We start from the raw sequence: 21,285 nt of genomic DNA, 5'->3' as shown, positions 1-21,285 counted from the left end.
TTCAGGGACAGACAGACCAGGTGGTGGGAGCCGCAACGTTTGGTCCAGCGATGCTCAAAGGGTCGGATTGGAGGTGCATGGGGTCGGAATCACAGCGTCCCCCACAACCTCAGCCCTGCGCATCTGCGATCCGATCGCTGCCCTCGGGCGGCACCCCTTTCGACCTGCTCGGCACGAGGAGTCACGGCCTGACTGCCGGGTGGGTCGATTCCAAACCTTAGGGCTTGCCTTTTTGTACTTGCAATGCCGAGCCCTAAGGTCTGGAATCGGGCACCTGACCTATTTGATGGAGTTGTACATGAACCTCGACCCGCAAGCCTTTCTGCGCGACCTGTTCACCGCCGCCATCGATGCCGCCCATCCACGCCAGGTGCTGGCCAACTATTTGCCGGCTGACCGCAGCGGCCGGGCCATCGTGATCGGTGCAGGTAAAGCGGCAGCCGCCATGGCCGAAGCCATCGAAGCGGTCTGGGAAGGCGAACTCTCCGGGCTGGTGGTAACACGCTACGGCCACGGCGCCGACTGCCGCAAGATCGAGGTGGTCGAGGCCGCGCATCCGGTTCCGGACGATGCCGGTGAGCGCGTGGCCCGGCGCGTGCTGCAGATGGTCAGCAACCTCGAAGAAAGCGACCGGGTGATCTTCCTGCTCTCTGGCGGCGGCTCATCCTTGCTGGCGCTGCCGGCCGAGGGCATCAGCCTTGCCGACAAGCAGGCGATCAACAAGGCACTGCTGCGCTCTGGCGCGCACATCGGCGAGATGAATTGCGTGCGCAAACACCTCTCGGCGATCAAGGGCGGCCGTCTGGCCAAGGCTTGCTGGCCAGCCAGCGTTTACACCTATGCCATTTCCGACGTGCCGGGTGACGAGGCCACGGTGATCGCCTCCGGCCCAACCGTGGCGGACCCGACCACCTCGGCCCAGGCGCTGGCGATTCTGGCTCGCTATCACATCGAGATTCCGTACAACGTTCGCGCGTGGCTGGAAGATCCACGTTCCGAGACGGTCAAGGCGGATGATCCTTGCCTGTCGCGTAGCCATTTCCAGCTGATCGCCAAGCCGCAGCAGTCTCTTGATGCGGCGGCCGAAAAAGCCCGCGCTGCCGGCATCACGCCGCTGATCCTCGGTGACCTGGAGGGCGAATCACGGGAAGTGGCCAAGGTCCATGGCGGCATCGCGCGGCAAGTGGTGCTACATGGCCAGCCGATCAAGCCGCCCTGCGTGATCCTTTCCGGCGGTGAAACCACCGTGACGGTGCGCGGTAACGGCCGCGGTGGGCGTAACGCTGAATTCCTCCTCGGTCTGACGGAAAACCTCCAGGGGCTGCCCAACGTCTATGCACTGGCAGGCGACACCGACGGCATCGACGGCTCGGAAGACAACGCCGGCGCCCTGATGACCCCGGACAGCTATAGCCGCGCTGAAGCCCTTGGCCTGAACGCCGCCGACGAGCTGGCGGACAACAACGGCTACGGATACTTCCAGGCGCTCGATGCGCTGCTGATGACCGGCCCGACACGGACCAACGTCAACGATTTTCGCGCCATCCTAATTCTTCCGCCGTCCTGCTAGGGCGGCCGCTCCGTACCGCTAACTGCCAATAGGGCCTGCCATGACACCGGACAAGAAGGTCAAGATCCTCGCCACCCTGGGTCCGGCGACCCGCAGCATCGACGACGTTCGCGAATTGGTCGAGGCCGGGGTGAACCTGTTCCGCCTCAATTTCAGCCATGGCGAGCATGCCGATCACGCCGAGCGTTTCGCCTGGATTCGCGAAGTGGAACGCCAGCTGAACCAGCCGATCGGCATCCTGATGGATCTGCAGGGGCCCAAGCTGCGCGTGGGTCGCTTTGCCGAAGGCAAGGTGCAGCTCGCACGCGGCCAGAGCCTGCGGCTTGATCTCGACCCGACACCCGGAGATGCCACGCGGGTGAACCTGCCGCATCCAGAGATCATCGACGCGCTGCAGCCCGGCATGAGCCTGCTGGTGGATGACGGTCGCCTGCGCCTGACGGTCATTGCCAAACATGCGGACGCCATCGACACGCGCGTGATAGCCGGCGGTGAGCTGTCCGACCGCAAAGGGGTCAACGTGCCCGAAGCGATGCTGGAGTTGAGCCCTCTGACCGAGAAAGATCGCCGCGACCTTGCCTTCGGCCTGGAATTGGGGGTGGACTGGGTGGCGCTGTCGTTCGTGCAGCGGCCGCAGGACATACAGGAAGCGCGCGAGCTGATCGACGGACGCGCCTTCCTGATGGCCAAGGTCGAAAAGCCGTCCGCTGTTCAACATCTGCGCGAGATTGCACGCCTGAGCGACGCGATCATGGTCGCGCGCGGCGACTTGGGTGTTGAAGTGCCGGCCGAGAATGTCCCGCGAATCCAACGCACGATCGTCCGCACCTGCCGCCAGCTGGGACGGCCGGTGGTGGTGGCGACGCAGATGCTTGAGTCGATGCGCTTCTCCCCTGCCCCAACGCGCGCGGAGGTAACCGATGTCGCCAATGCCGTGGCCGAAGGCGCCGACGCGGTCATGCTCTCGGCGGAAACCGCGTCGGGTGATTACCCGCTGGAAGCGGTCGGCATGATGAGCAAGATCATCCGCCAAGTGGAGAATGGCCCGGACTTCCAGGCTCAAATGGACGTCCAACGGCCCAGCGCTGAAGCCACACTACCCGATGCCATCAGCTGTGCGATTCGCCGCATCAGCGGCATCCTGCCGATCGCTGTGCTGGTCAACTACACCGAGTCCGGTCGCTCCAGCCTGCGCGCGTCTCGGGAACGCCCAAGCACGCCAATCCTGAGCCTGACACCCAACGTGGCGACAGCACGCAAGCTGACCGTGGCGTGGGGCGTTTATTCGGCAATCGACGCGCGAATGCAGGACATGGAGCACGTCTGCCTGAACGCGCTGGAGCTGGCGCGTGCAACCGGCATGGCAGGCACTGGCGACACGGTACTGATTACCGCTGGCGTACCGCTAGGCCAACCAGGCACCACCAACTCCCTGCGGATTGAGATGCTCGATTGAATGCCCGCCGCTTATTAGCCGTTCTAGGTTGCTGGGAGTTGCGACCGGTATCGCCCGTGAACGCGGACGGTAGCGGTGCTGCCGCCTTGATGTGGCCGTCCTGCCCGGCGCAACGGGCGTCGCCTACGGCAAATGAGATGAACAGCGTTACTGGAGATGTTGGCACTGTGCCGCGAGCATTATTCATGTGCGCGCATCACCGTACACTGAGAGGCGACGTAGACCGGCTGACCGCGCCAGTCCTAGCCGCCCATCGTTAACTACCTAGCCCTTGGTCGCGCGCGGGTCCTGATCACGCGGGTACGTCCGCTCCTCTTCGATCTTGCCATCAAGGGTGTGGATTTTTACCGAGGCGGTGCGCAACTTCATGTAGTCGCGGGTCTCGTTGATGATGTCCTCTTTGGTCGCTGCTTCGAGCAATGCCCGCTTGTCTCCCTCCTCGCGCAGCACCCAGCGGTCGTCATCGTGAGTGATGTGGTAGTTCTCCATGTCGCCTCCATAAGGTCATCGATAGTCATGGTTATAGAGCACGGAGACGCGTAGCGGTTCGATTGGGATGGCCGTTATGGAGGGATGTGAAGGTCATCATGACCTTACAGGGTACTCATAACCCTAATAAACAAGGTCATATCCACCATCGTCGGCCTCGATGCCCTTGATTACGGTCAATTCCAGCATGGAACGGATATTGAAAGGAAAGCGTACCTGTCCGACATTGCTCGCTCATGCGCGCATCACCAGAGACGGGACCCTTCAATCACTGGAGCCTTCCATGCTTTGCGCTGAACACCGTGCCTTGATTACCGCCACCGTCCCGCTGCTGGAGACCGGCGGTGAAGCCCTTACCCACCATTTCTACAAATTGCTGCTGGCTGAACACCCAGAGGTGCGCCCGCTGTTCAATCAGGCTCACCAGGCCAGCGGCGACCAACCGCGTGCGCTGGCGAATGGCGTCTTGATGTATGCCAAGCACATTGACCGTCTGGATCAGCTCGGCGGGTTGGTATCGCAAGTCATCAACAAGCACGTAGCCCTTCAGGTACTGCCCGAGCACTACCCCATCATCGGCTCGTGCCTGCTACGCGCGATACGCGAAGTGCTCGGCGAGGAGATCGCCACGGACGACGTAATCGACGCCTGGGCCGCGGCCTACGGACAGCTCGCTGACATTCTCATCGACAGCGAGGAGCAGCTGTACAGCGCCACGGCCAACGCAGCGGGCGGTTGGCGCGGTGCGCGTGCGTTCCGGATTGCGCGCAAGGTCGCGGAGAGCGCCGAGATCACGTCCTTTTATCTGGAGCCGGAGGATGGCGGTGCGGTGGTGGCCCATCAGCCCGGCCAATACATCGGGCTGCGTCTGCAGATAGAGGGTCAGGAAGTCCGCCGCAACTATTCGCTCTCAGCCGCCAGCAATGGTCGCGACTACCGCATCAGCGTCAAGCGCGAGCCTGGCGGCGTCGCCTCCAATGCGCTACACCGGATGAAACCCGGCGCCCGCCTTGAGCTGTTTGCGCCAGCCGGCGATTTCACGCTGCAGCCTAGCGAAAAGCCGTTGGTATTGATCAGCGGCGGCGTCGGCATTACCCCGACGATGGCGATGCTTGAAGAAGCCATCACGACCGACCGGCCCATTCACTTCATCCATTGCGCACGCAACGCCGACGCCCATGCGTTCCGTCAAACCATTGATGCGCTGGCGGAGCGGCACAGTCATCTCAAACGCTTCTATTGCTATGACGAACACCGCAGCGAGGGTTTTGAACCGGACGCTATCGGCTTGATGACCGAGGAGCGACTGGATGCCTGGCTGCCTGCCGACCGCAACCTGGACGCCTATTTCCTCGGCCCAAAACCGTTCATGGCCGCCATACGCCGGCAGCTACGCGCACTGGGCGTCCCAGAGCAACAGGCCCGTTACGAGTTTTTCGGCCCGGCTTCGGCGCTGGAATAACATGCAAAGGGCCGGCAAGGCGCCGGCCCGTCATTCAGACCATCGTCACGAGGACTCTACAATGACCCTGCACCCGCTTGATCCGCACCGCCTGCTCATCATTGCCAACCTCTCAATGGCGATGGGTCTGGTACTGCTAGTCCTAGGCGTCGCGGGCGCTTATTTCTTTGACCACGCCCTGACTCTAGGCACGGTGGTGCTCAGCCACGCGCTGGTGATCCTCGGCCCTACTGCGCTCAAGATCGGCTACGTGATGCGCCTGCTGGCCCAGCGCCAATTGACCTTGGCCGCGTAACCCGCGACGCCCGTCATTTATTAACGCCACACTCTTTAACTCTGCCGTTTCGCTTTGATTAAGAAGTTTCCAGCGCTAACTTGCTCCTCTTAACCACTCGTCTGCCGCTTGTTTATTCAGGGAAACTCCTGAGACGCAACCAAGCTCTCAAACAATAAGGCTGATATTGCTGTTCAGCCCTATTGCGTCTCTATCCATTGAGGAGAAAAAGACATGGCTAACAAGAACCCTGGCAATTTTGCCAACGATCGGGAAAAGGCGTCGGAAGCTGGTAAGAAGGGCGGCCACAACAGCGGCGGCAACTTCGCAAATGACCGTGAGAAGGCCTCTGAAGCAGGCCGCAAGGGCGGTCAAAACAGCCACGGCGGTGGACGTAACAGCAACAGCTGATGTGTATCGGCAGAAAAGGGCAAAGGCAAAACCTTTGCCCTTTTTTATTTAACTACTGGTAAGGCTATCGAGAGTTTTAATTGTAAACAACCCAGTGGCGATAAACCGACGCGTCGTTTCCCGCCGCGCCTGCACTACACGGCTTCAACAATAACAATCGGATATTACCGATGCCACAGGAGAAACCATCAAAATGAATAACAACGACAATGTAACCCCCGTGACCAACCCCGGTGACGACGCTCCACCGGGAACACCCGGCACGGGTGAAAACGTCTGCCCGGTTTGCAACGGCAGCGGCCGCAGCGAGGATGGGGAGTGCCAAAACTGCGGCGGCACCGGTAAGGTGATCGAAGGTATCGGGGGAGCTTGATACCCGCACCCCGAGCTTCAGGAGCAGTCAATGAGCGTCGCCATATTTTCCGACCGGATCATTCAAAGCCTGCTGGACACCGATTATTACAAGCTGACGATGATGCAGGCGGTGCTGCATCACTACCCCAACGCCGAAGTCGAATGGGCATTTCGCAGCCGCTCGGGCGAAGACCTGACGCCTTATCTGGACGAGATTCGCCGGCAGATCGAGGCGCTTGCTGATCTGCGAGTCAGCCAGGCCGAGCTTGCCTTCCTGGAAGGCATTCACTACATGCAGCCGGACTTCATTCGTTTCCTTGGCCTGTTCCGCTTTGACCTGCGATATGTTCGGGTCGAGCTCGAAGCCGGCGAGCTGGTTGTTTACCTGCGCGGCCCCTGGCTTCACGTCATCCTGTTTGAGGTGCCGCTACTCGCAATCATCAGCGAAGTGCGCAATCGCGCACGCTACCCCGAAGTGACGCTTGAGCAAGCCGAGGCTCGGCTCGACGAAAAGCTCCAATGGCTGCGTAGCGAAGCCACTGAAGACGAACTGAAGGGGTTCAACCTGGCTGATTTTGGCACCCGCCGTCGTTTTTCCTTCGCCGTGCAAGCGATGGTCGTCCAGCGACTGAAGCATGATTTCCCCGGTAATTTCGTCGGTACCAGCAATATCCATCTCGCCCGAACGTTGAACCTCAAGCCCATGGGTACCATGGCGCATGAGTGGATCATGGCGCACCAGCAGCTCGGACCGCGTCTGATCGACAGCCAGAGCGCAGCCCTCGATTGTTGGGCGCGCGAATATCGCGGCGCGCTGGGCATCGCCATCACTGACTGCATCACCATGGATGCCTTCATGGCGGACTTCGATCTGTATCTGGCCAAGCTGTTCGACGGGCTGCGCCACGATTCAGGCGACCCGGTCGAATGGGCCGAAAAGGCAATTGGTCATTATCAACGCTTGGGTATCGATCCGATGACTCGGCAACTGGTGTTCTCCGATGGGCTGGACTTTCCCAAGGCGCTCGGCATCTACCGAGCACTGGCCGGGCGCAGCAATACCAGCTATGGCATCGGGACTCAGCTGACGTGCGACATTCCAGGCGTCGAGCCGACCAACATGGTGATCAAGATGACCAGTTGCAACGGCCAGCCCGTGGCGAAGATTTCCGATTCTCCAGGCAAGACCATGTGCCGAGATGAAGCATTCGTCAGCTATCTCAAGCACGTTTACGGCGTAAACGGTCAGTAGCTTTGAATCACTCGCCCGCTAGGTCAGCTTCGATGAGCACTAACAACGGTTCAGCGTCAAAGTACTTGCTCTGATATGGCCTGTCTGAAATACGCTCGCGGCGGCACTCAGGGCGCGCTTTGACCATCCGATTCGGCGCCGAAACAAAGACGATTGCGGCCCTGCGTCTTCGCGGTTCGCATGCGATCGTTTCCAATGTCCAGCAGCCCAAGGTGGCTCTCGGCAAAGTCGAAGCAGCGCTCTGCCAGGCCAATGCTTGCGGTCAATGGCACACCATCAGGCCGCCGCGCCAAGCCGCGCTGAACCAAACGCTCCATCGCTCTCTTCGCCTGTTCCATATCTGTATCGGGCATGATCACGACGAACGCCGTTCCGCTCCAACGCAGCACAGTATCCGAGCTTCGCAGACTGGCCAGCATGTTCCGCGTGCAGTCGCGCAGCACTTGGTCCCCCGCCTCGCGCCCCCAGGTGCCGTTGATCGCCCTGAACTGGTCCAGGTCAATAAACGCCAGCGCCAGGCCCGTATCGTTTCGGCGTGCCATGTTCCATTGAAGCTGCAGAATCTCTTCGCCGCTGCCGCGAGAGAACACACCCGTCAGCGGATCGCGAATGGTCTGACGCACCAGCGTCATGGTGAACACAAGCTGAGTCAAGCTGGCCAGCGCTGCGATTGCCGCGACAAGCAAGAGCACGGAGGAACTCGCCGCAAAGACGGGCCAGCTCATCGCCTCCCACCCTACGTAACCGGCAAGGACGTGGGCTCCTAATACCACCGAGGCCGTGAGAATGCTCTCGAGCAGCGTCAGGGGAAAAAGCGCAATGCCCGCGATGAGTACCACGGGCAGCAATGCATAACCCCCGGCCAGTACCGCGGACAAGCCGGCGTGCGGGTAGGCGGCCAGCAGCATTTGCGACGCGACATGGAACGCCGAAGGTACGAGGAACAGAACGGCTAAGGCTCGATAGCCATCGAACAGCGTGCCGTCAGGCCGACAGAACAGCAGCAAGCAGGCGAGTCCAGCACACGCCACGATTCGGAAGCTCGCCAAACCAATCCATAAGGGGTACGAGAAGGCGATGAGGTCGATGAGGCTCGACAGTGCCATCAGAACCACGAGCATCAGAGCCAGCTGCCGGGCTCGATGGAGAATTAACGTCGCGCGGCGTTGATTCAAGACAAACGGGTGGCATTGCGGACTGGCCAGATGCTTCACTTCCCTGCTGCCGAGCCCTCCAGGCACTGAGGGTGCCAGACGACTCAACAGTTGATTAATCACTGACGGCATATTGGTTAGAACCGAAAAGAAGGGTTGCCTTAGGAGCTCGGCCGCATAGTAGCACCGCGACATCAAACACCAGACGCTGTCGAATGGCGCCGTATGCCTGTCAACCGGGTCAACGGTCAATGGTCAATGGTCAACACGCATCAGCGATCTCGGACCATTCAGGTAGCGGCCACAACGGAACAATCCGAAGCGACGACCGAATATTCTTCGCCGATATGTGAAGTCGTCGCAAATGGACAGGGCGCGAAAAGCTTGGCAGGCGCTACCGCGTAGCTGGCTGCCTGGGGTTCGAGTGCGACAACCCATAAGGCGGGGGCGCCGGGAAACCGCGGCGCTCGTGGGTTGGTGACGCGGATCTGTTGCGCTCGGTTGGTAGCTACGCCGCACACGCAGCGACCAACCAAGTGCCTTGAGATCAGTACAGAGCGGCCTGGCGCAGCCTCAACGACGGTTGATCTGCTCCTGCAAATTGGCGATCTGCGATTGCAGCGTGCCTATGTTGCGGGTCATCTGCGCACGGAAGGCGTCAAATTCAAGGGTATTGACGCCTGGTGTGGCGGCGGGTCGGTTGTCGAGTTCGCTGCGCAGAATCAAAACATCCTGCTCGAGACGACTGACCGCCTGGCTGGCGTCGCCTCGCTGCTTCAATGCAGCGATATCTTTGCTGAGCCCATCGATCCGGGCAGACAATTTGCGCAGCTCATCTACCGATCCGGCTAGTCCAGCCAGTGACGACTTGAGCGTTGCCTGCTCGTCGGCGACGTTTTTGACCGACTCCGCAAGCGTCGTGGCCGTTGTTTGATACTCACGCGCTTCGGTCGAGATGCGCCCGATACGTATGCCCTGCTCGTCGAGACGCTTGTCCTGATTGCCCTGCCTGCCGGTCAGGCTTTGCTGCTCGGTGTTGACGGCCCGGAGCTGCTCCGCCTGGTCCAGCACTTGTTTTTCCAGCTGTTTGATACGCAGCTTCAAGGCTTCGCCTTCGGTGGTGACACTGGACTCAGTCGCCACGATCTTTCCCGAGATGTCCTGCAACTGGCCGGTGGCGTCCTCGCTGATGCGCGCAAAGCTTTCCTGGGTGGCAACCAGTTGCGCTTCCAGCCTGGACACCTGCTGATCGCCCCACCAGCCCAGCGCCAGCAACAAGCCGAACAGCGCCACAATCATGATCCACAACGGCACGGTGCTGACTGCCCGGCGCTTCTGCCGCGGCCGGGCCTCGTCTGGATCACGGCTTACCGGCTTGCTGATCGGCTCAAGCTCCGGCGCAGGATAGGGGTCGCGGTCGCGGCCGGCGGTCAGGCTGGGTACGTTATCCAGTTCGTCGTGAGCATCGTTGCGCATGGGATACCTTTGGTGGCGCGAGGCGAGAAGCAGCGCGCAGTATAGCGATTCAACAAAGCCACTTCAGCGGCATCGATTGGCAAAAATGCACCTCGATCAAGCGTCTCACGCCATGGCGGTTCACGATCGTGCAAATCGGCGTAAACACACGGCTCGAAAGCATAAGCACGACTGTCGACCGGAGATCCCAAGCCCCCCAGAAGCCAGCAATGCCGGCATTCTGAGAGACTTCCACGGGGTGTAAGGGCTGCGAAACCGGGAACTGGTACGCCTGTTGCTTCATCAGTTGTGCCAGTGGATAGCGCTTTCCGACACGGATGTCGGGCCAAGGTTCCAGCAACGAAGACAAGCCGAACGAGGAGCATCGACATGGAATTCAATAAAGCCGTACTGGATTGCATGCAACACCTGCGGCGTCGCCTGCGTGATGAGCAGCAACTGGACATCAGGCTGAGTCAACCGGACGCCATTCCTGCGATGCTGACGGCGTGCCTCAACTCCGGTGACGAGGCGACCCGCGACCTCGGCAAGGAGCTGGCCACTTACAGTGATCTGCCTTCTCTGGTCACGGCGGCACCTGTACGACCAGAAGGTCAGCCTGCGCCTTCAGTGCGCATCTACCGCGGCCAGCGCGTGTTGAGCTGAACCTTCAATTGACCAGCCACTGTTTCACCGAGCGCGACAGCTGTCGCGTGAGCTCGGCGAGGAGATCCCCGCCGTTGCGCCAGTGATGCCAGTAAAGCGGAACGTCGATCGGCTTCCCCTGGAACACATCGATCAGCACGCCGTTGGCCAGCTCCTCACGAACTTGAAGTTCAGGCACCAGGCCCCATCCGAGATCGCACTGCAACAAGCGGACAAACCCCTCCGACGACGGACACAAGTGATGGCTGAAGGGACCGCTCAGGCCTAACGAGGCCAGATAGCGATGTTGCAGCTGATCATCCGGACCGAACACGATTGCCGGTGCGCGCAACAACACCTCGGCCGACGGAGCAGCGCCAAGGTGCCGGGCAACATAGGCCGGGCTGGCCAGCGCACGGTATCGCATGGCGCCGAGGAACTGGCTACGCGCGCCTGCCAGCGGCCGCTCTACAGAACACACACAGGCGGCCACCTCCCCTGCTCGCATACGCTTGAGCCCAACGTCTTGATCTTCCAGGACATGGTCGAGCACCACTCCATTCGCTGTACAAAATGGCGCTACCGCTTCGGCCCACCAGGTCGAGAGGCTGTCGGCGTTAAGGGCAATGCGCAACCGTTCCGGCAGGCGGACTTGGTCGAGTTCCGGAACGTGCGCCTGAAGATCGCGCTCCAGCAATCGCACCTGCTGGACGTGGTTAAGCAGTCGCCGCCCAACTTCGGTCGGCTGAGGCGGTGTCGCTCGCAGCAGCACCGGCTGTCCTAATCGCGCCTCGAGCAGCTTGATGCGTTGCGAGACGGCTGATTGCGACAGCCCCAACGCCTGCGCGGCCCGATCGAACCCAGCCTGCTCTACGACCGCAGCCAGCGCGGCGAGCAGCTTGTAGTCGAACATCAGCTCTCCTTATGCATCATTACTATATTTACTTTTTCTTATACGACAGGAGCACCCAGACTGCGAGCGTTCCTTCTACGAAAACAGGCAGAACCTCCATGTGGCAGAGCTATTTCAACGGGCTGTTGGTCACCGCCGGATTGATCATCGCGATTGGCGCGCAGAACGCGTTTGTTCTGGCGCAAAGCCTGCGACGCGAACACCACCTGCCGGTCGCGGCGCTCTGCATTCTGTGTGACGTTCTGCTCGTGAGCGTTGGGGTTTTTGGCCTCGCCGCGGTGCTGGCGGACAGCCCCCTACTACTTCAAGTTGCCCGCTGGGGTGGGGTGCTGTTCCTGTTGTTCTATGGTGTCGTCGCCCTGCGCCGCGCGGCGCGCCCCGAAGCGCTTCGGGAAGATACCCAGCGAGCACCCCGGTCGCTGCAGAGCGTTCTCTTAGCCGCGCTTGCAGTCACGCTGCTCAACCCGCACGTCTACCTCGACACGGTGCTACTGATCGGCTCGCTAGGCGCTCAGCAGCCTGAACCTGGCGCGTACACGCTGGGCGCGGCGAGCGCATCGACCCTGTGGTTTCTGACGCTTGCACTGGGTGGAGCATGGCTTGCGCCGTCGCTTGCACGGCCGCTGACGTGGCGTCTGATTGATCTGGGCGTGGCGGTCATGATGTTCGCCATTGCTGCACAGCTGGTTTTGCTCGACTGATGAACGCCCGTTGTAATCGGTGGTCCACGCAGAGGGCCACGATAATCACCAAGCCCTGCGCGAGCCTCGGTTACGAGGCTCTGGACTCGGCTTTTCCACACAGTTGCCGCGTGGTTTTGCCGCAGGCTGGGTGCTATGATCCTTGGTTCGCGGGCATGGAGCGGAACGCTTCAGCCCGCCATAACGGCCGCCCGTGAACGGCCAAGAATGCGCACGCATGTAGCGAGCGAAGGGAACGACAGGCGTAAACGGACGAACATCAGTGCAGTAGTTTTTCTCCGTTCCGCGAGGCGCTGGCCAACAGCGCAGACTGCCTCCTTCCGAGCCGCATCTATTCTCGACACCTGAGCAGGAGATACACCATGGCTTTCGAATTGCCGCCGCTTCCGTTTGAAAAGACCGCCCTCGAGCCGCACATTTCCGCAGAGACTTTCGAGTATCACCATGGCAAGCATCATCAAGCCTACGTGACCAACCTGAACAACCTGATCCCTGGGACCGAGTTCGAAGGCAAGGATCTGGAAACCATCATCAAGACCTCGTCCGGTGGCATCTTCAACAATGCCGCTCAGGTCTGGAACCACACGTTCTTCTGGAACTGCATGGCGCCGAACGCCGGTGGCCAGCCGACTGGCGCCCTGGCAGATGCCATCAACGCCGCCTTCGGCTCCTTTGACAAGTTCAAGGAAGAGTTCACCAAGACCGCCATTGGCACCTTCGGCTCCGGCTGGGCCTGGCTGGTGAAGAAGTCCGACGGCAGCGTCGGTTTGGCCAGCACTATCGGTGCAGGCAACCCAATGACCGCTGGCGACAAGCCATTGCTGACCTGCGACGTCTGGGAACACGCTTACTACATCGACTATCGCAATGCGCGTCCGAAGTTTGTCGAAGCGTTCTGGAACGTCGTTAACTGGGATTTCGTTGCGAAGAACTTCGCTGGCTAACGCCTAGTCATCATGGGACGGCGCTGCCAGCCCGTGAAGCAATAAGAAAATGCCCGCATTCAACGATGCGGGCATTTTCGTTTCTGCAGCATAGAACGCCGGCCTAACGCCTGCCCGGCCACCCAGGGATTGCGATCAGCTATGCTTGCTGGCCAGCCATTCTAGGGGTTCCTATATGTCTAACACTGTTCTGATCATCGGCGCGTCGCGCGGCCTTGGCCTTGGTTTGGCCAAGCAGTTCACCCACGACGGATGGCAAGTGATCGCAACCGTCCGTGACCCCCAGCGTGCCGATGAGCTGAAGTCTCTCTCGAATGTCCGTATCGAGGCGCTGGATATTGAGGATGCCGCGGCCGTCGACGCGCTGGCCCAGCGCCTGTCCGGTACCTCGCTGGATATGCTTTATATAAACGCTGGCATCTCCGGTTCACGAGAGCTCTCCGCGCGGACGGCGACGCACGACGATGTCAGCCATCTATTCATGACCAATGCGGTCGCGCCGGTTCGATTGGCCAAACGCATGCTCTCCTTGGTCAAGCCGCAAACCGGCGTCATCACTTTTATGAGTTCAATCATGGGAAGCGTTGAGTCAGGACCCGGCATGGGCATGCCGCTCTACGGTGCGAGCAAAGCGGCGCTCAATCACCTAACGCGTACATTCGTTGCCGGCCTCGAAGAAGCCAGCGGCCTGACCGTGCTCTCGATGCACCCCGGATGGGTCAAAACGGATATGGGTGGAGCGGAAGCGCCACTGGATATCGAAACCAGCTGCCGTGGCATGATCGAGCAGGTCAAGCGCGCTGCAGGCCAGGGCGGCCATCGCTTTGTCGACTACCAGGGTGAAGCACTCCCCTGGTGAAACCTGTCGTTGTCAAACCACAGGCCTGAAAACAACGATACGGGTGGCAGCATCAGCCACCACCCGTACCTGTAAGCGAGTCAATCCATGATTCGAACGGCTTACGCCTTCGGCAACGTCACGCCACGCTGCCCCTGATACTTGCCACCGCGATCGCGGTAGGACGTCTCACACTCTTCATCCGACTCCAGGAACAGCATCTGCGCCACGCCCTCGTTGGCGTAGATCTTCGCTGGCAGCGTCGTGGTGTTGGAGAACTCCAGCGTCACATGCCCTTCCCACTCTGGCTCCAGCGGCGTCACGTTGACGATGATGCCGCAGCGGGCATAAGTGCTTTTCCCGAGGCAGATGGTCAGCACGTTACGCGGGATCCGAAAGTATTCGACGGTGCGCGCCAGGGCGAACGAGTTCGGGGGGATGATGCAGACGTCACTCTTGATGTCGACGAAGCTCTTCTCATCGAAGTTCTTCGGGTCGACGATTGCCGAGTTGATGTTGGTGAAAATCTTGAATTCGTCGGCGCAGCGTACGTCATAGCCGTAGCTTGAGACGCCGTAGGAGATCAGACGCTCGCTACCCTCGCCGCGCATCTGGCGCTCGACGTAGGGCTCGATCATCCCGTGCTCCTGCGCCATCCGGCGAATCCACTTGTCCGATTTGATGCTCATGGCGGGCGTCCTGATTGGGCTGTTAATGGATGAAGAAAGGCGTGCATCTTACCGAGCACACAGAGCCGGTTCAAAGCCCACGAGCCGGGTCCATGCGTCGCATCTCTGACGCTTCGGCTGGAAACTGAAAATAATGCTCGCATTGCGACAGAAATGGAGTATCTTTCATTGGCTGCTGCTGCATGTGTCACCGTGAATCGCTACATGTTTAGATTTCGATCCGATCATTGCTACGACTCCTAACTCCTTGCACACAGTCACCGTTCGGGGTATTTGCCCGTTCAAATTATCTCTACACCTTGTTCAAGGAGACATTTCAAATGTCCAATCGCCAAACCGGTACCGTTAAGTGGTTCAACGATGAGAAAGGCTTCGGCTTCATCACTCCGCAATCCGGTGACGACCTCTTCGTACACTTCCGCGCCATCCAGGGCGACGGTTTCAAGAGCCTGAAAGAAGGCCAGCAAGTTTCCTTCGTCGCTACTCGCGGCCAGAAGGGCATGCAAGCTGAGGAAGTTCAGGTTATCTAACCTGAAGCTTCTCTGCTGAAAGAAGCTCCGCCTCGGCGGGGCTTTTTTTATGCCTGAGGTTTGTCGCGGATTCGGCAGGACCGAGAGACTGGGCGGTTCAGACCGACGCTGAGCCGAAAGGCATGCATGCCCCGTAGGAGCGAGCTTGCTCGCGAATGCTTTTACGGCCCCTTCCCGAGCAAGCTCGCTTCTACAGGGTTATGCGGATTGCGCTCTAGCAACTCCGCAGGACGAAACCAATGCGCCCGACACGTCTTCGTCGCAGGCGGCGCTCAAGCGCGCCTGCGACGATCAGTCGTCGGTTACGACGATGTTCGGCATCGACTGCGCGATTATTTGCCCGCTCATCGCGATCCGCGCCCCCACGCTGCGAGCCATCTGCTGGTAAATCATCGCGATCTGGCTTTCCGGGTCGGCAATGGTGGTTGGTCTACCGGCATCGGCCTGACTGCGGATCGCCATCGACAGCGGCAACGATGCCAGCAGCTCGACGTTGTACTGCGCCGCCAGCTTCTCGCCACCGCCTTCGCCGAACAGATGCTCCGCGTGCCCGCAGTTCGAGCAGATGTGGATGGCCATGTTCTCCACCACACCCAGCACCGGGATGTTCACCTTGCGGAACATCTCCACGCCCTTTTTCGCATCCAGCAGCGCCAGATCCTGAGGCGTGGTGACGATGACCGCCCCCACTACCGGCACCTTCTGCGCCAGGGTCAGCTGGATATCACCGGTGCCCGGCGGCATGTCCACGATCAGGTAGTCCAGATCATTCCAGGCCGTCTGCGTGATCAGCTGCAACAGCGCGCCGGAAACCATCGGGCCACGCCAGACCATCGGCGTCTTGTCGTCGGCCAGGAAGGCCATCGACATGATCTGCACGCCGTGGGCTTCCAGCGGGATAAACGCTTTGTTGTCACGGATTTCCGGGCGGGTGCCCTCAGGAATGCCGAACATGATGCCCTGGCTCGGCCCGTAGATATCCGCGTCCAGCACCCCAACCCGTGCGCCTTCACGGGCCAACGCCAGCGCCAGATTGGCCGCCGTAGTGGATTTCCCCACCCCGCCTTTGCCGGAGGCGACCGCGATGATGTTCTTCACATTGACCATCGACTCGAGCTGATCCTGCGCCTTGTGCGAGCGGATCACGCAATCGACCTGCACGTCCGCTCGGGTCACGCCTTCAAGCTGCTCGATGGCCATCGCCAACATCTGCGCCCAGCCGCTGCGAAACAGCCCGGCGGCGTAGCCCAGCTCGATCTGCACGCTGACGCGGTCGCCCTGAATCTCGATGGAACGCACGCAACCGGCGGTAACCGGATCCTGGTTCAGGTTAGGGTCGGTGTACTGACGCAGTACGGCTTCCACAGCTTCGCGTGTGACGGTCATGACTACTCCCAAGAAAACCTAGTAAAACAGACGGGCATCTTACCCCGTGGTGCCGTATGGGCTCATCTACCGCGTCAACATGGCGCGGCACTTGGCATCTGACCGGCATCAGCCGCGCCAGTGCGGGTGAAAAAAAAACGTCGCACCTTTATAGTGACCAGCTCACTTCGCAACCCCGACTGCAGATTTCCCCCATGTCCGAAGCCCGTCAGATCCTCGTTACTAGTGCCCTGCCCTACGCCAACGGTTCGATTCACCTTGGCCATATGCTCGAGTACATCCAGACGGACATGTGGGTGCGCTTTCAGAAGCTGCGCGGCAACCAGTGCATTTATGTATGTGCCGATGACGCACATGGCTCGGCCATCATGCTGCGTGCCGAAAAGGAAGGCATCACGCCCGAGCAACTGATCGCCAATGTGCAGGCCGAGCACAGCGCCGACTTCGCGGACTTCCTGGTCAACTTCGACAACTTCCACTCGACCCACTCGGAAGAAAACCGCGAGCTGTCGGAGATGATCTACACCCGCCTGCGCGACGCCGGCCACATCGCTACGCGCTCGGTGACCCAGTACTTCGATCCCGAGAAAGGCATGTTCCTCGCCGACCGCTTCATCAAGGGCACCTGCCCGAAGTGCGCCGCCGAAGACCAGTACGGCGACAACTGCGAAAAGTGTGGCGCCACCTACGAGCCCACCGAACTGAAGAACCCACGCTCGGCCATCTCCGGCGCCACGCCAGTGCTGCGCGACTCCAAGCACTTCTTCTTCAAGCTGCCCGACTTCGAGGCGATGCTGAAAGAATGGACCCGCAGCGGCAGCCTGCAGGACTCAGTCGCCAACAAGATCGCCGAATGGCTCGATGGCGGCCTGCACGAGTGGGACATCTCCCGCGATGCGCCCTACTTCGGCTTCGAGATCCCCGATGAGCCCGGCAAGTACTTCTACGTCTGGCTGGACGCGCCGATCGGCTACATGGCCAGCTTCAAGAACCTCTGTGCGCGTCGCCCAGAACTGGATTTCGATGCGTTCTGGAAGAAGGACTCCACCACCGAGCTCTATCACTTCATCGGCAAGGACATCATCAACTTCCACACCCTGTTCTGGCCCGCCATGCTCGAAGGCGCCGGCCTGCGCAAGCCCACCGCTGTTGCAGTGCATGGCTACCTGACGGTCAATGGGCAGAAGATGTCCAAGTCGCGCGGCACCTTTATCAAGGCGCGCACTTACCTTGAACACCTGAACCCCGAATACCTGCGCTACTACTACGCCGCCAAGCTCGGCCGCGGCGTGGACGACCTGGACCTGAACCTCGAAGACTTCGTGCAGAAGGTCAATTCCGACCTCGTCGGCAAGGTCGTCAACATCGCCAGCCGTTGCGCCGGGTTCATCCACAAAGGCAACGGCGGCATGATGGTCGACCGCAACGCCGCCCCGGAACTGACCGACGCCTTCCAGGCCGCCGCTCCGTCCATTGCCGATGCTTACGAGAACCGCGATTTCGCCCGCGCCATGCGCGAGATCATGGCGTTGGCCGACCGCGCCAATGCCTGGATCGCCGACAAGGCGCCCTGGGCACTGAACAAGCAGGACGGCATGCAGGATGAAGTCCAGGCCATCTGCGCCACCGGCATCAACCTGTTCCGCCAACTGGTGATCTTCCTCAAGCCAGTGCTGCCGAACCTGGCCGCCGATGCCGAGCGTTTCCTGAACGTCGAGCCGCTGGGCTGGACCGACCTGAAAACGCTGCTGACCAACCATCAGCTGAAAGCTTTCACCCCGCTATTGACCCGTATCGAGCCTGCCAAAATCGAAGCCATGATCGAATCTTCCAAGGAAGACCTCGCCTCCACTGAAACCGCCGCCCAGCCGAGCGGCAATGGAGAGCTGACCAAGGAGCCCATCGCGGCCGAAATCGCGTTCGACGCCTTTGCCGCCGTGGACCTGCGCATCGCGCTGATCGAGAAGTGCGAGTTCGTGGAAGGCGCCGACAAGCTGCTGCGCCTGACCCTCGACATCGGCGATGCCAAGCGCAACGTGTTCTCCGGCATCAAGAGCGCCTACCCGGATCCAAGCAAGCTGGAAGGTCGCCTGACCCTATACGTCGCCAACCTCGCCGCGCGCAAGATGAAGTTCGGCGTCTCCGAAGGTATGGTGCTGGCCGCCGGCCCTGGCGGTGAAGAGATCTACCTGCTGAGCCCTGACAGCGGTGCAAAGCCCGGTCAGCGCGTGAAGTAACGTATGGGTATAGCCGCCGGGCCGTCCGGTAAGGCGGCATACCGCTTGGTGCATCTCTCGCACCGCAGCGATCTGCACAACCGCGGAGACGGCCATGACCGATACGCCTGATCCAAGCAAGTGCCCTCTCTGCGGTCAACCCAACGCCTGCGGTCACTGCGACTCAACAACCGCTGCTCAGCCCTGCTGGTGCTTTAGCGTTGTCATAGTCCCAGACGTCCAACGGCGAATACCAGATGAGGCGCAAGGCAAAGCCTGTATTTGCGCGCGTTGCGCTCGCGGGGAATGAAACCTCGTTTTGTCAGTCACATGGCAGCTTGATTGAAGCGGCAAACGCGCATGTCCCGTTCTGGTAAGGATTCACAATGGATTGGCTTCACCTGATTGTTTTGTCCCTTCTTCAGGGCATCACCGAATTTCTCCCGATTTCCTCCTCTGCCCACCTTATTCTCCCGTCCCAGGTCCTCGGCTGGCCGGACCAAGGCCAGGCGTTTGACGTAGCCGTGCACGTCGGCACCTTGTTCGCCGTGCTCATCTGCTTTCGACATGAAGTGATTGCCACCACCCGTGGCTGGCTGGCGCATGTATTTCGCCAACAAGTCAGCGCAGAAAGTCGCCTGGGCTGGGCGATTATCATCGGCACGCTACCGGCAGCGATTATCGGATTGCTACTGGAGGACTACATCGAGCAGTACACACGCTCAATGCTGTTCATTGCCGCCACCACGATTATTTTCGGGTTGCTGCTGTGGTATGCCGATATCAAGGGCAGGCGTGTTGCCGAAATGGAGCAGATGACCTGGAAGAGCGCACTGATTATTGGCGTTGCGCAGGCGCTGGCATTGATCCCGGGCACATCCCGCTCGGGCATCACCATGACCGCGGCTCTGCTGCTTGGCTTTACCCGTCAATCCGCCGCGCGGTTCTCGTTTCTGCTGTCGATTCCGTTGATTCTCGCCGCCGGCGGGCTTAAGGCTGTCGAACTCGCCCAGTCAGGGGAAGCAGCGCAGTGGAATGACATCTTCCTCGGTGCAGCGCTTTCATTCATCGCTGCATTCCTCTGCATCAAGCTCTTCCTCAAGGCGCTGGACGCCTTGGGCATGCTGCCATTCGTGATCTATCGACTACTGCTGGGCGTCGCCTTGCTGTTCATCGCGCTGTAAACGTGCCCGAGCTACTCGCGGCTCGGCGATGGGCCGAGCCGCGAGGGCTTATGCATCAAAGCGCGTCGATGCGATAGCCGATGCGTGGGAAATGCACGTGGACCAGGCCGGCGCGATCGTCTTCTCGACGCACGATAAGCTCTTCAACGCCCGCAAACACGAGTTCGCCTTCCACTGGGTCCGTGCCGTAGTCCACCGCCGAAATGGTGACCCGCTGGCCAGCCTGAAAACCGTTGGGGTCGAAGAACGCTTCGTCCGGTAACGCGGCCGGCGTGGTCGCGCGCGAGGCAGCCAGCGCGTCTGCAGCCGACAGCTCGCTGTAAGCGCCATGGCCGACACCCAGTACCTTGCCCAGCCAGGCAGCGATTTCTGGATAATCGTCGACCAGCGGTGCGGTGACCGGTGTGCCCTTGAGGAACCACAGGCAATGGGCGACCGCAAAGTCGGCCACGCAGGGCGCGCCGCCTAACAGAAACTCGCCCTCCTCACGTGCCAGTTGCTGCTGCAGCCGCGCCATCAGCACCGGCCATTGGCTCTTGGCCTGCTCCAGTGGGATGCGAGCCACGGATCCGCCGCTAAACAACGCCGCGCGATCCTTGCTGAACACTTGCACGAATTCCTTGGGCACTTGAGCGAACCGAGCCGCCATGGACTCGGGCTGGAAGACCAGGCTCACCGCATGCAGAAACAGCACTGAATCCGCCCACTGCGCCAACGTCGCAGCGACGAATTCCTGGCCCTCCGGAAACAACGCCGGTGTGCTTTTCTCGGCCTCGAGGCGTCGGGCCATCAGCGCAGTATCGCAGTACACATCGGCACCGATCTGCAACACCGGCGTGCGCCGATATCCACCGGTCAGCGCAGTGAGATCTGGCTTGGGCATGACCGGCGGAATGGCCACAGAACGCCAGGACAGCTGCTTGAAACCCAGCATCAGACGCGCCTTTTCGGCGAAGGGAGAAGTGGGATAGTGGTGCAGAATGATCTCGTGCATTGCAGGCTCCGCCGTACGTTTAGGGGGACCAGCAGCTTACTCGCGCGCGATGAGGCAGCCTACCCGTTCAGCTGATTGCCTGACTATTCACCGGGCCGCAGCCAGCGGACGTAGCAACGAGCAGCTCCTTGGCCGGCTTCTTCAATCGCTTGATCGCTCGCTCACGCCGTAATGCATCGCCCTTGCTCTCACAAGCTTCGACGTAGACCAACGCCACCGCTGGACTCGAATGGAAAAAGCGCGCCCCTTTACCGTTCTGATGCGCGGCAAAGCGCCGCTGAGCGTCGTCGCTTATCCCGCAGTACAGCGCGCCGTTGGCGGCCCGCACCAGGTAAACGAACCAGGGCTTTGCAGAGGGGACGGTCATT

General features: G+C 60.5%; 22 protein-coding genes and 1 pseudogene. 15 read left to right on the top strand and 8 right to left on the bottom strand.

Annotated elements, in window-relative coordinates:
• Positions 1-298 precede the first annotated feature (298 nt).
• Together K4O48_RS05790 and pyk are read left to right on the top strand one after the other, a co-directional pair.
• The gene (locus K4O48_RS05790; protein WP_222911119.1) at positions 299-1,570 is read left to right on the top strand and encodes a glycerate kinase; all 1,272 of its coding nucleotides are present in this window, start codon (positions 299-301) and stop codon (positions 1,568-1,570) included.
• A gap of 40 nt (positions 1,571-1,610) precedes the next feature.
• Positions 1,611-3,026: a pyruvate kinase gene (gene pyk, locus K4O48_RS05785; RefSeq protein WP_222911118.1), complete on the top strand. Its 1,416-nt coding sequence runs from the start codon at positions 1,611-1,613 to the stop codon at positions 3,024-3,026.
• Between the two features lie 264 nt (positions 3,027-3,290).
• Here pyk and K4O48_RS05780 read toward each other — a convergent pair whose 3' ends face one another.
• The gene (locus K4O48_RS05780) at positions 3,291-3,515 is read right to left on the bottom strand and encodes a DUF2188 domain-containing protein (protein WP_073300966.1); all 225 of its coding nucleotides are present in this window, start codon (positions 3,513-3,515) and stop codon (positions 3,291-3,293) included.
• A gap of 283 nt (positions 3,516-3,798) precedes the next feature.
• Between K4O48_RS05780 and hmpA the strand changes: the two genes are divergently transcribed.
• From hmpA to pncB, 5 genes and pseudogenes are all read left to right on the top strand, one after another.
• Entirely contained in the window at positions 3,799-4,977 is a 1,179-nt protein-coding gene (gene hmpA, locus K4O48_RS05775) for an NO-inducible flavohemoprotein (RefSeq protein ID WP_222911117.1), read from the top strand.
• Positions 4,978-5,038: 61 nt separating this feature from the next.
• The gene (locus K4O48_RS05770) at positions 5,039-5,272 is read left to right on the top strand and encodes a hypothetical protein (RefSeq protein ID WP_222911116.1); all 234 of its coding nucleotides are present in this window, start codon (positions 5,039-5,041) and stop codon (positions 5,270-5,272) included.
• 231 nt (positions 5,273-5,503) lie between these two features.
• Positions 5,504-5,662: pseudogene (locus K4O48_RS05765) on the top strand (general stress protein); the annotation flags it as partial.
• Between the two features lie 193 nt (positions 5,663-5,855).
• On the top strand, positions 5,856-6,035 hold the full coding sequence (locus K4O48_RS05760; protein ID WP_222911115.1) for a hypothetical protein: 180 nt from the start codon (positions 5,856-5,858) through the stop codon (positions 6,033-6,035).
• 30 nt (positions 6,036-6,065) lie between these two features.
• Entirely contained in the window at positions 6,066-7,268 is a 1,203-nt protein-coding gene (gene pncB / locus K4O48_RS05755) for a nicotinate phosphoribosyltransferase (RefSeq protein WP_222911114.1), read from the top strand.
• A 107-nt stretch (positions 7,269-7,375) separates the two neighbouring features.
• Here pncB and K4O48_RS05750 read toward each other — a convergent pair whose 3' ends face one another.
• Together K4O48_RS05750 and K4O48_RS05745 are read right to left on the bottom strand one after the other, a co-directional pair.
• Entirely contained in the window at positions 7,376-8,554 is a 1,179-nt protein-coding gene (locus K4O48_RS05750; protein WP_222911113.1) for a GGDEF domain-containing protein, read from the bottom strand.
• A gap of 441 nt (positions 8,555-8,995) precedes the next feature.
• Positions 8,996-9,898, bottom strand: coding sequence for an ATPase (locus K4O48_RS05745; RefSeq protein ID WP_222911112.1), 903 nt, complete (start codon positions 9,896-9,898; stop codon positions 8,996-8,998).
• Between the two features lie 369 nt (positions 9,899-10,267).
• On the opposite strand from K4O48_RS05745, the gene K4O48_RS05740 reads away from it, so the two are divergent.
• Entirely contained in the window at positions 10,268-10,543 is a 276-nt protein-coding gene (locus K4O48_RS05740) for a hypothetical protein (RefSeq protein ID WP_222911111.1), read from the top strand.
• 4 nt (positions 10,544-10,547) lie between these two features.
• On the opposite strand, the gene K4O48_RS05735 is transcribed toward K4O48_RS05740, so the two are convergent.
• Complete coding sequence (locus K4O48_RS05735; protein WP_222911110.1) at positions 10,548-11,435, bottom strand: LysR family transcriptional regulator ArgP; 888 nt, start codon at positions 11,433-11,435, stop codon at positions 10,548-10,550.
• 98 nt (positions 11,436-11,533) lie between these two features.
• On the opposite strand from K4O48_RS05735, the gene K4O48_RS05730 reads away from it, so the two are divergent.
• From K4O48_RS05730 to K4O48_RS05720, 3 genes are all read left to right on the top strand, one after another.
• Positions 11,534-12,136: a LysE/ArgO family amino acid transporter gene (locus tag K4O48_RS05730; RefSeq protein ID WP_222911109.1), complete on the top strand. Its 603-nt coding sequence runs from the start codon at positions 11,534-11,536 to the stop codon at positions 12,134-12,136.
• A 362-nt stretch (positions 12,137-12,498) separates the two neighbouring features.
• Positions 12,499-13,080, top strand: a complete 582-nt coding sequence (locus tag K4O48_RS05725) for a superoxide dismutase (protein ID WP_222911108.1) — start codon at positions 12,499-12,501, stop codon at positions 13,078-13,080.
• 175 nt (positions 13,081-13,255) lie between these two features.
• Positions 13,256-13,939 carry an SDR family oxidoreductase gene (locus tag K4O48_RS05720; protein WP_222911107.1) on the top strand — a complete coding sequence of 228 codons (684 nt, stop codon included), beginning with the start codon at positions 13,256-13,258 and terminating at the stop codon, positions 13,937-13,939.
• A 101-nt stretch (positions 13,940-14,040) separates the two neighbouring features.
• Here K4O48_RS05720 and dcd read toward each other — a convergent pair whose 3' ends face one another.
• Complete coding sequence (gene dcd, locus K4O48_RS05715) at positions 14,041-14,607, bottom strand: dCTP deaminase (RefSeq protein WP_045161043.1); 567 nt, start codon at positions 14,605-14,607, stop codon at positions 14,041-14,043.
• 320 nt (positions 14,608-14,927) lie between these two features.
• On the opposite strand from dcd, the gene K4O48_RS05710 reads away from it, so the two are divergent.
• Positions 14,928-15,137, top strand: a complete 210-nt coding sequence (locus K4O48_RS05710; RefSeq protein WP_003282211.1) for a cold-shock protein — start codon at positions 14,928-14,930, stop codon at positions 15,135-15,137.
• A 291-nt stretch (positions 15,138-15,428) separates the two neighbouring features.
• Here K4O48_RS05710 and apbC read toward each other — a convergent pair whose 3' ends face one another.
• Positions 15,429-16,523, bottom strand: a complete 1,095-nt coding sequence (gene apbC / locus K4O48_RS05705) for an iron-sulfur cluster carrier protein ApbC (RefSeq protein WP_222911106.1) — start codon at positions 16,521-16,523, stop codon at positions 15,429-15,431.
• Between the two features lie 194 nt (positions 16,524-16,717).
• On the opposite strand from apbC, the gene metG reads away from it, so the two are divergent.
• The 3 genes from metG (at position 16,718) to K4O48_RS05690 (ending at position 19,923) form a co-directional block, all read left to right on the top strand.
• On the top strand, positions 16,718-18,760 hold the full coding sequence (gene metG, locus K4O48_RS05700) for a methionine--tRNA ligase (protein ID WP_222911105.1): 2,043 nt from the start codon (positions 16,718-16,720) through the stop codon (positions 18,758-18,760).
• Positions 18,761-18,854: 94 nt separating this feature from the next.
• The gene (locus K4O48_RS05695) at positions 18,855-19,049 is read left to right on the top strand and encodes a cysteine-rich CWC family protein (protein WP_222911104.1); all 195 of its coding nucleotides are present in this window, start codon (positions 18,855-18,857) and stop codon (positions 19,047-19,049) included.
• Between the two features lie 76 nt (positions 19,050-19,125).
• A complete protein-coding gene (locus K4O48_RS05690) occupies positions 19,126-19,923 on the top strand; it encodes an undecaprenyl-diphosphate phosphatase (protein ID WP_222911103.1) in 798 nt (265 codons plus the stop codon).
• Between the two features lie 55 nt (positions 19,924-19,978).
• On the opposite strand, the gene K4O48_RS05685 is transcribed toward K4O48_RS05690, so the two are convergent.
• Together K4O48_RS05685 and K4O48_RS05680 are read right to left on the bottom strand one after the other, a co-directional pair.
• Positions 19,979-20,917 carry a glutathione S-transferase family protein gene (locus K4O48_RS05685; protein ID WP_222911102.1) on the bottom strand — a complete coding sequence of 313 codons (939 nt, stop codon included), beginning with the start codon at positions 20,915-20,917 and terminating at the stop codon, positions 19,979-19,981.
• Between the two features lie 67 nt (positions 20,918-20,984).
• Positions 20,985-21,284, bottom strand: a complete 300-nt coding sequence (locus K4O48_RS05680; RefSeq protein WP_222911101.1) for a GIY-YIG nuclease family protein — start codon at positions 21,282-21,284, stop codon at positions 20,985-20,987.
• Position 21,285: the final 1 nt, after the last annotated feature.

It is taken from the genome of Pseudomonas sp. DNDY-54 (genome assembly GCF_019880365.1).
GTDB lineage: Bacteria > Pseudomonadota > Gammaproteobacteria > Pseudomonadales > Pseudomonadaceae > Stutzerimonas > Stutzerimonas stutzeri_P.
This window is presented reverse-complemented; position numbering and strand designations above follow the sequence as displayed.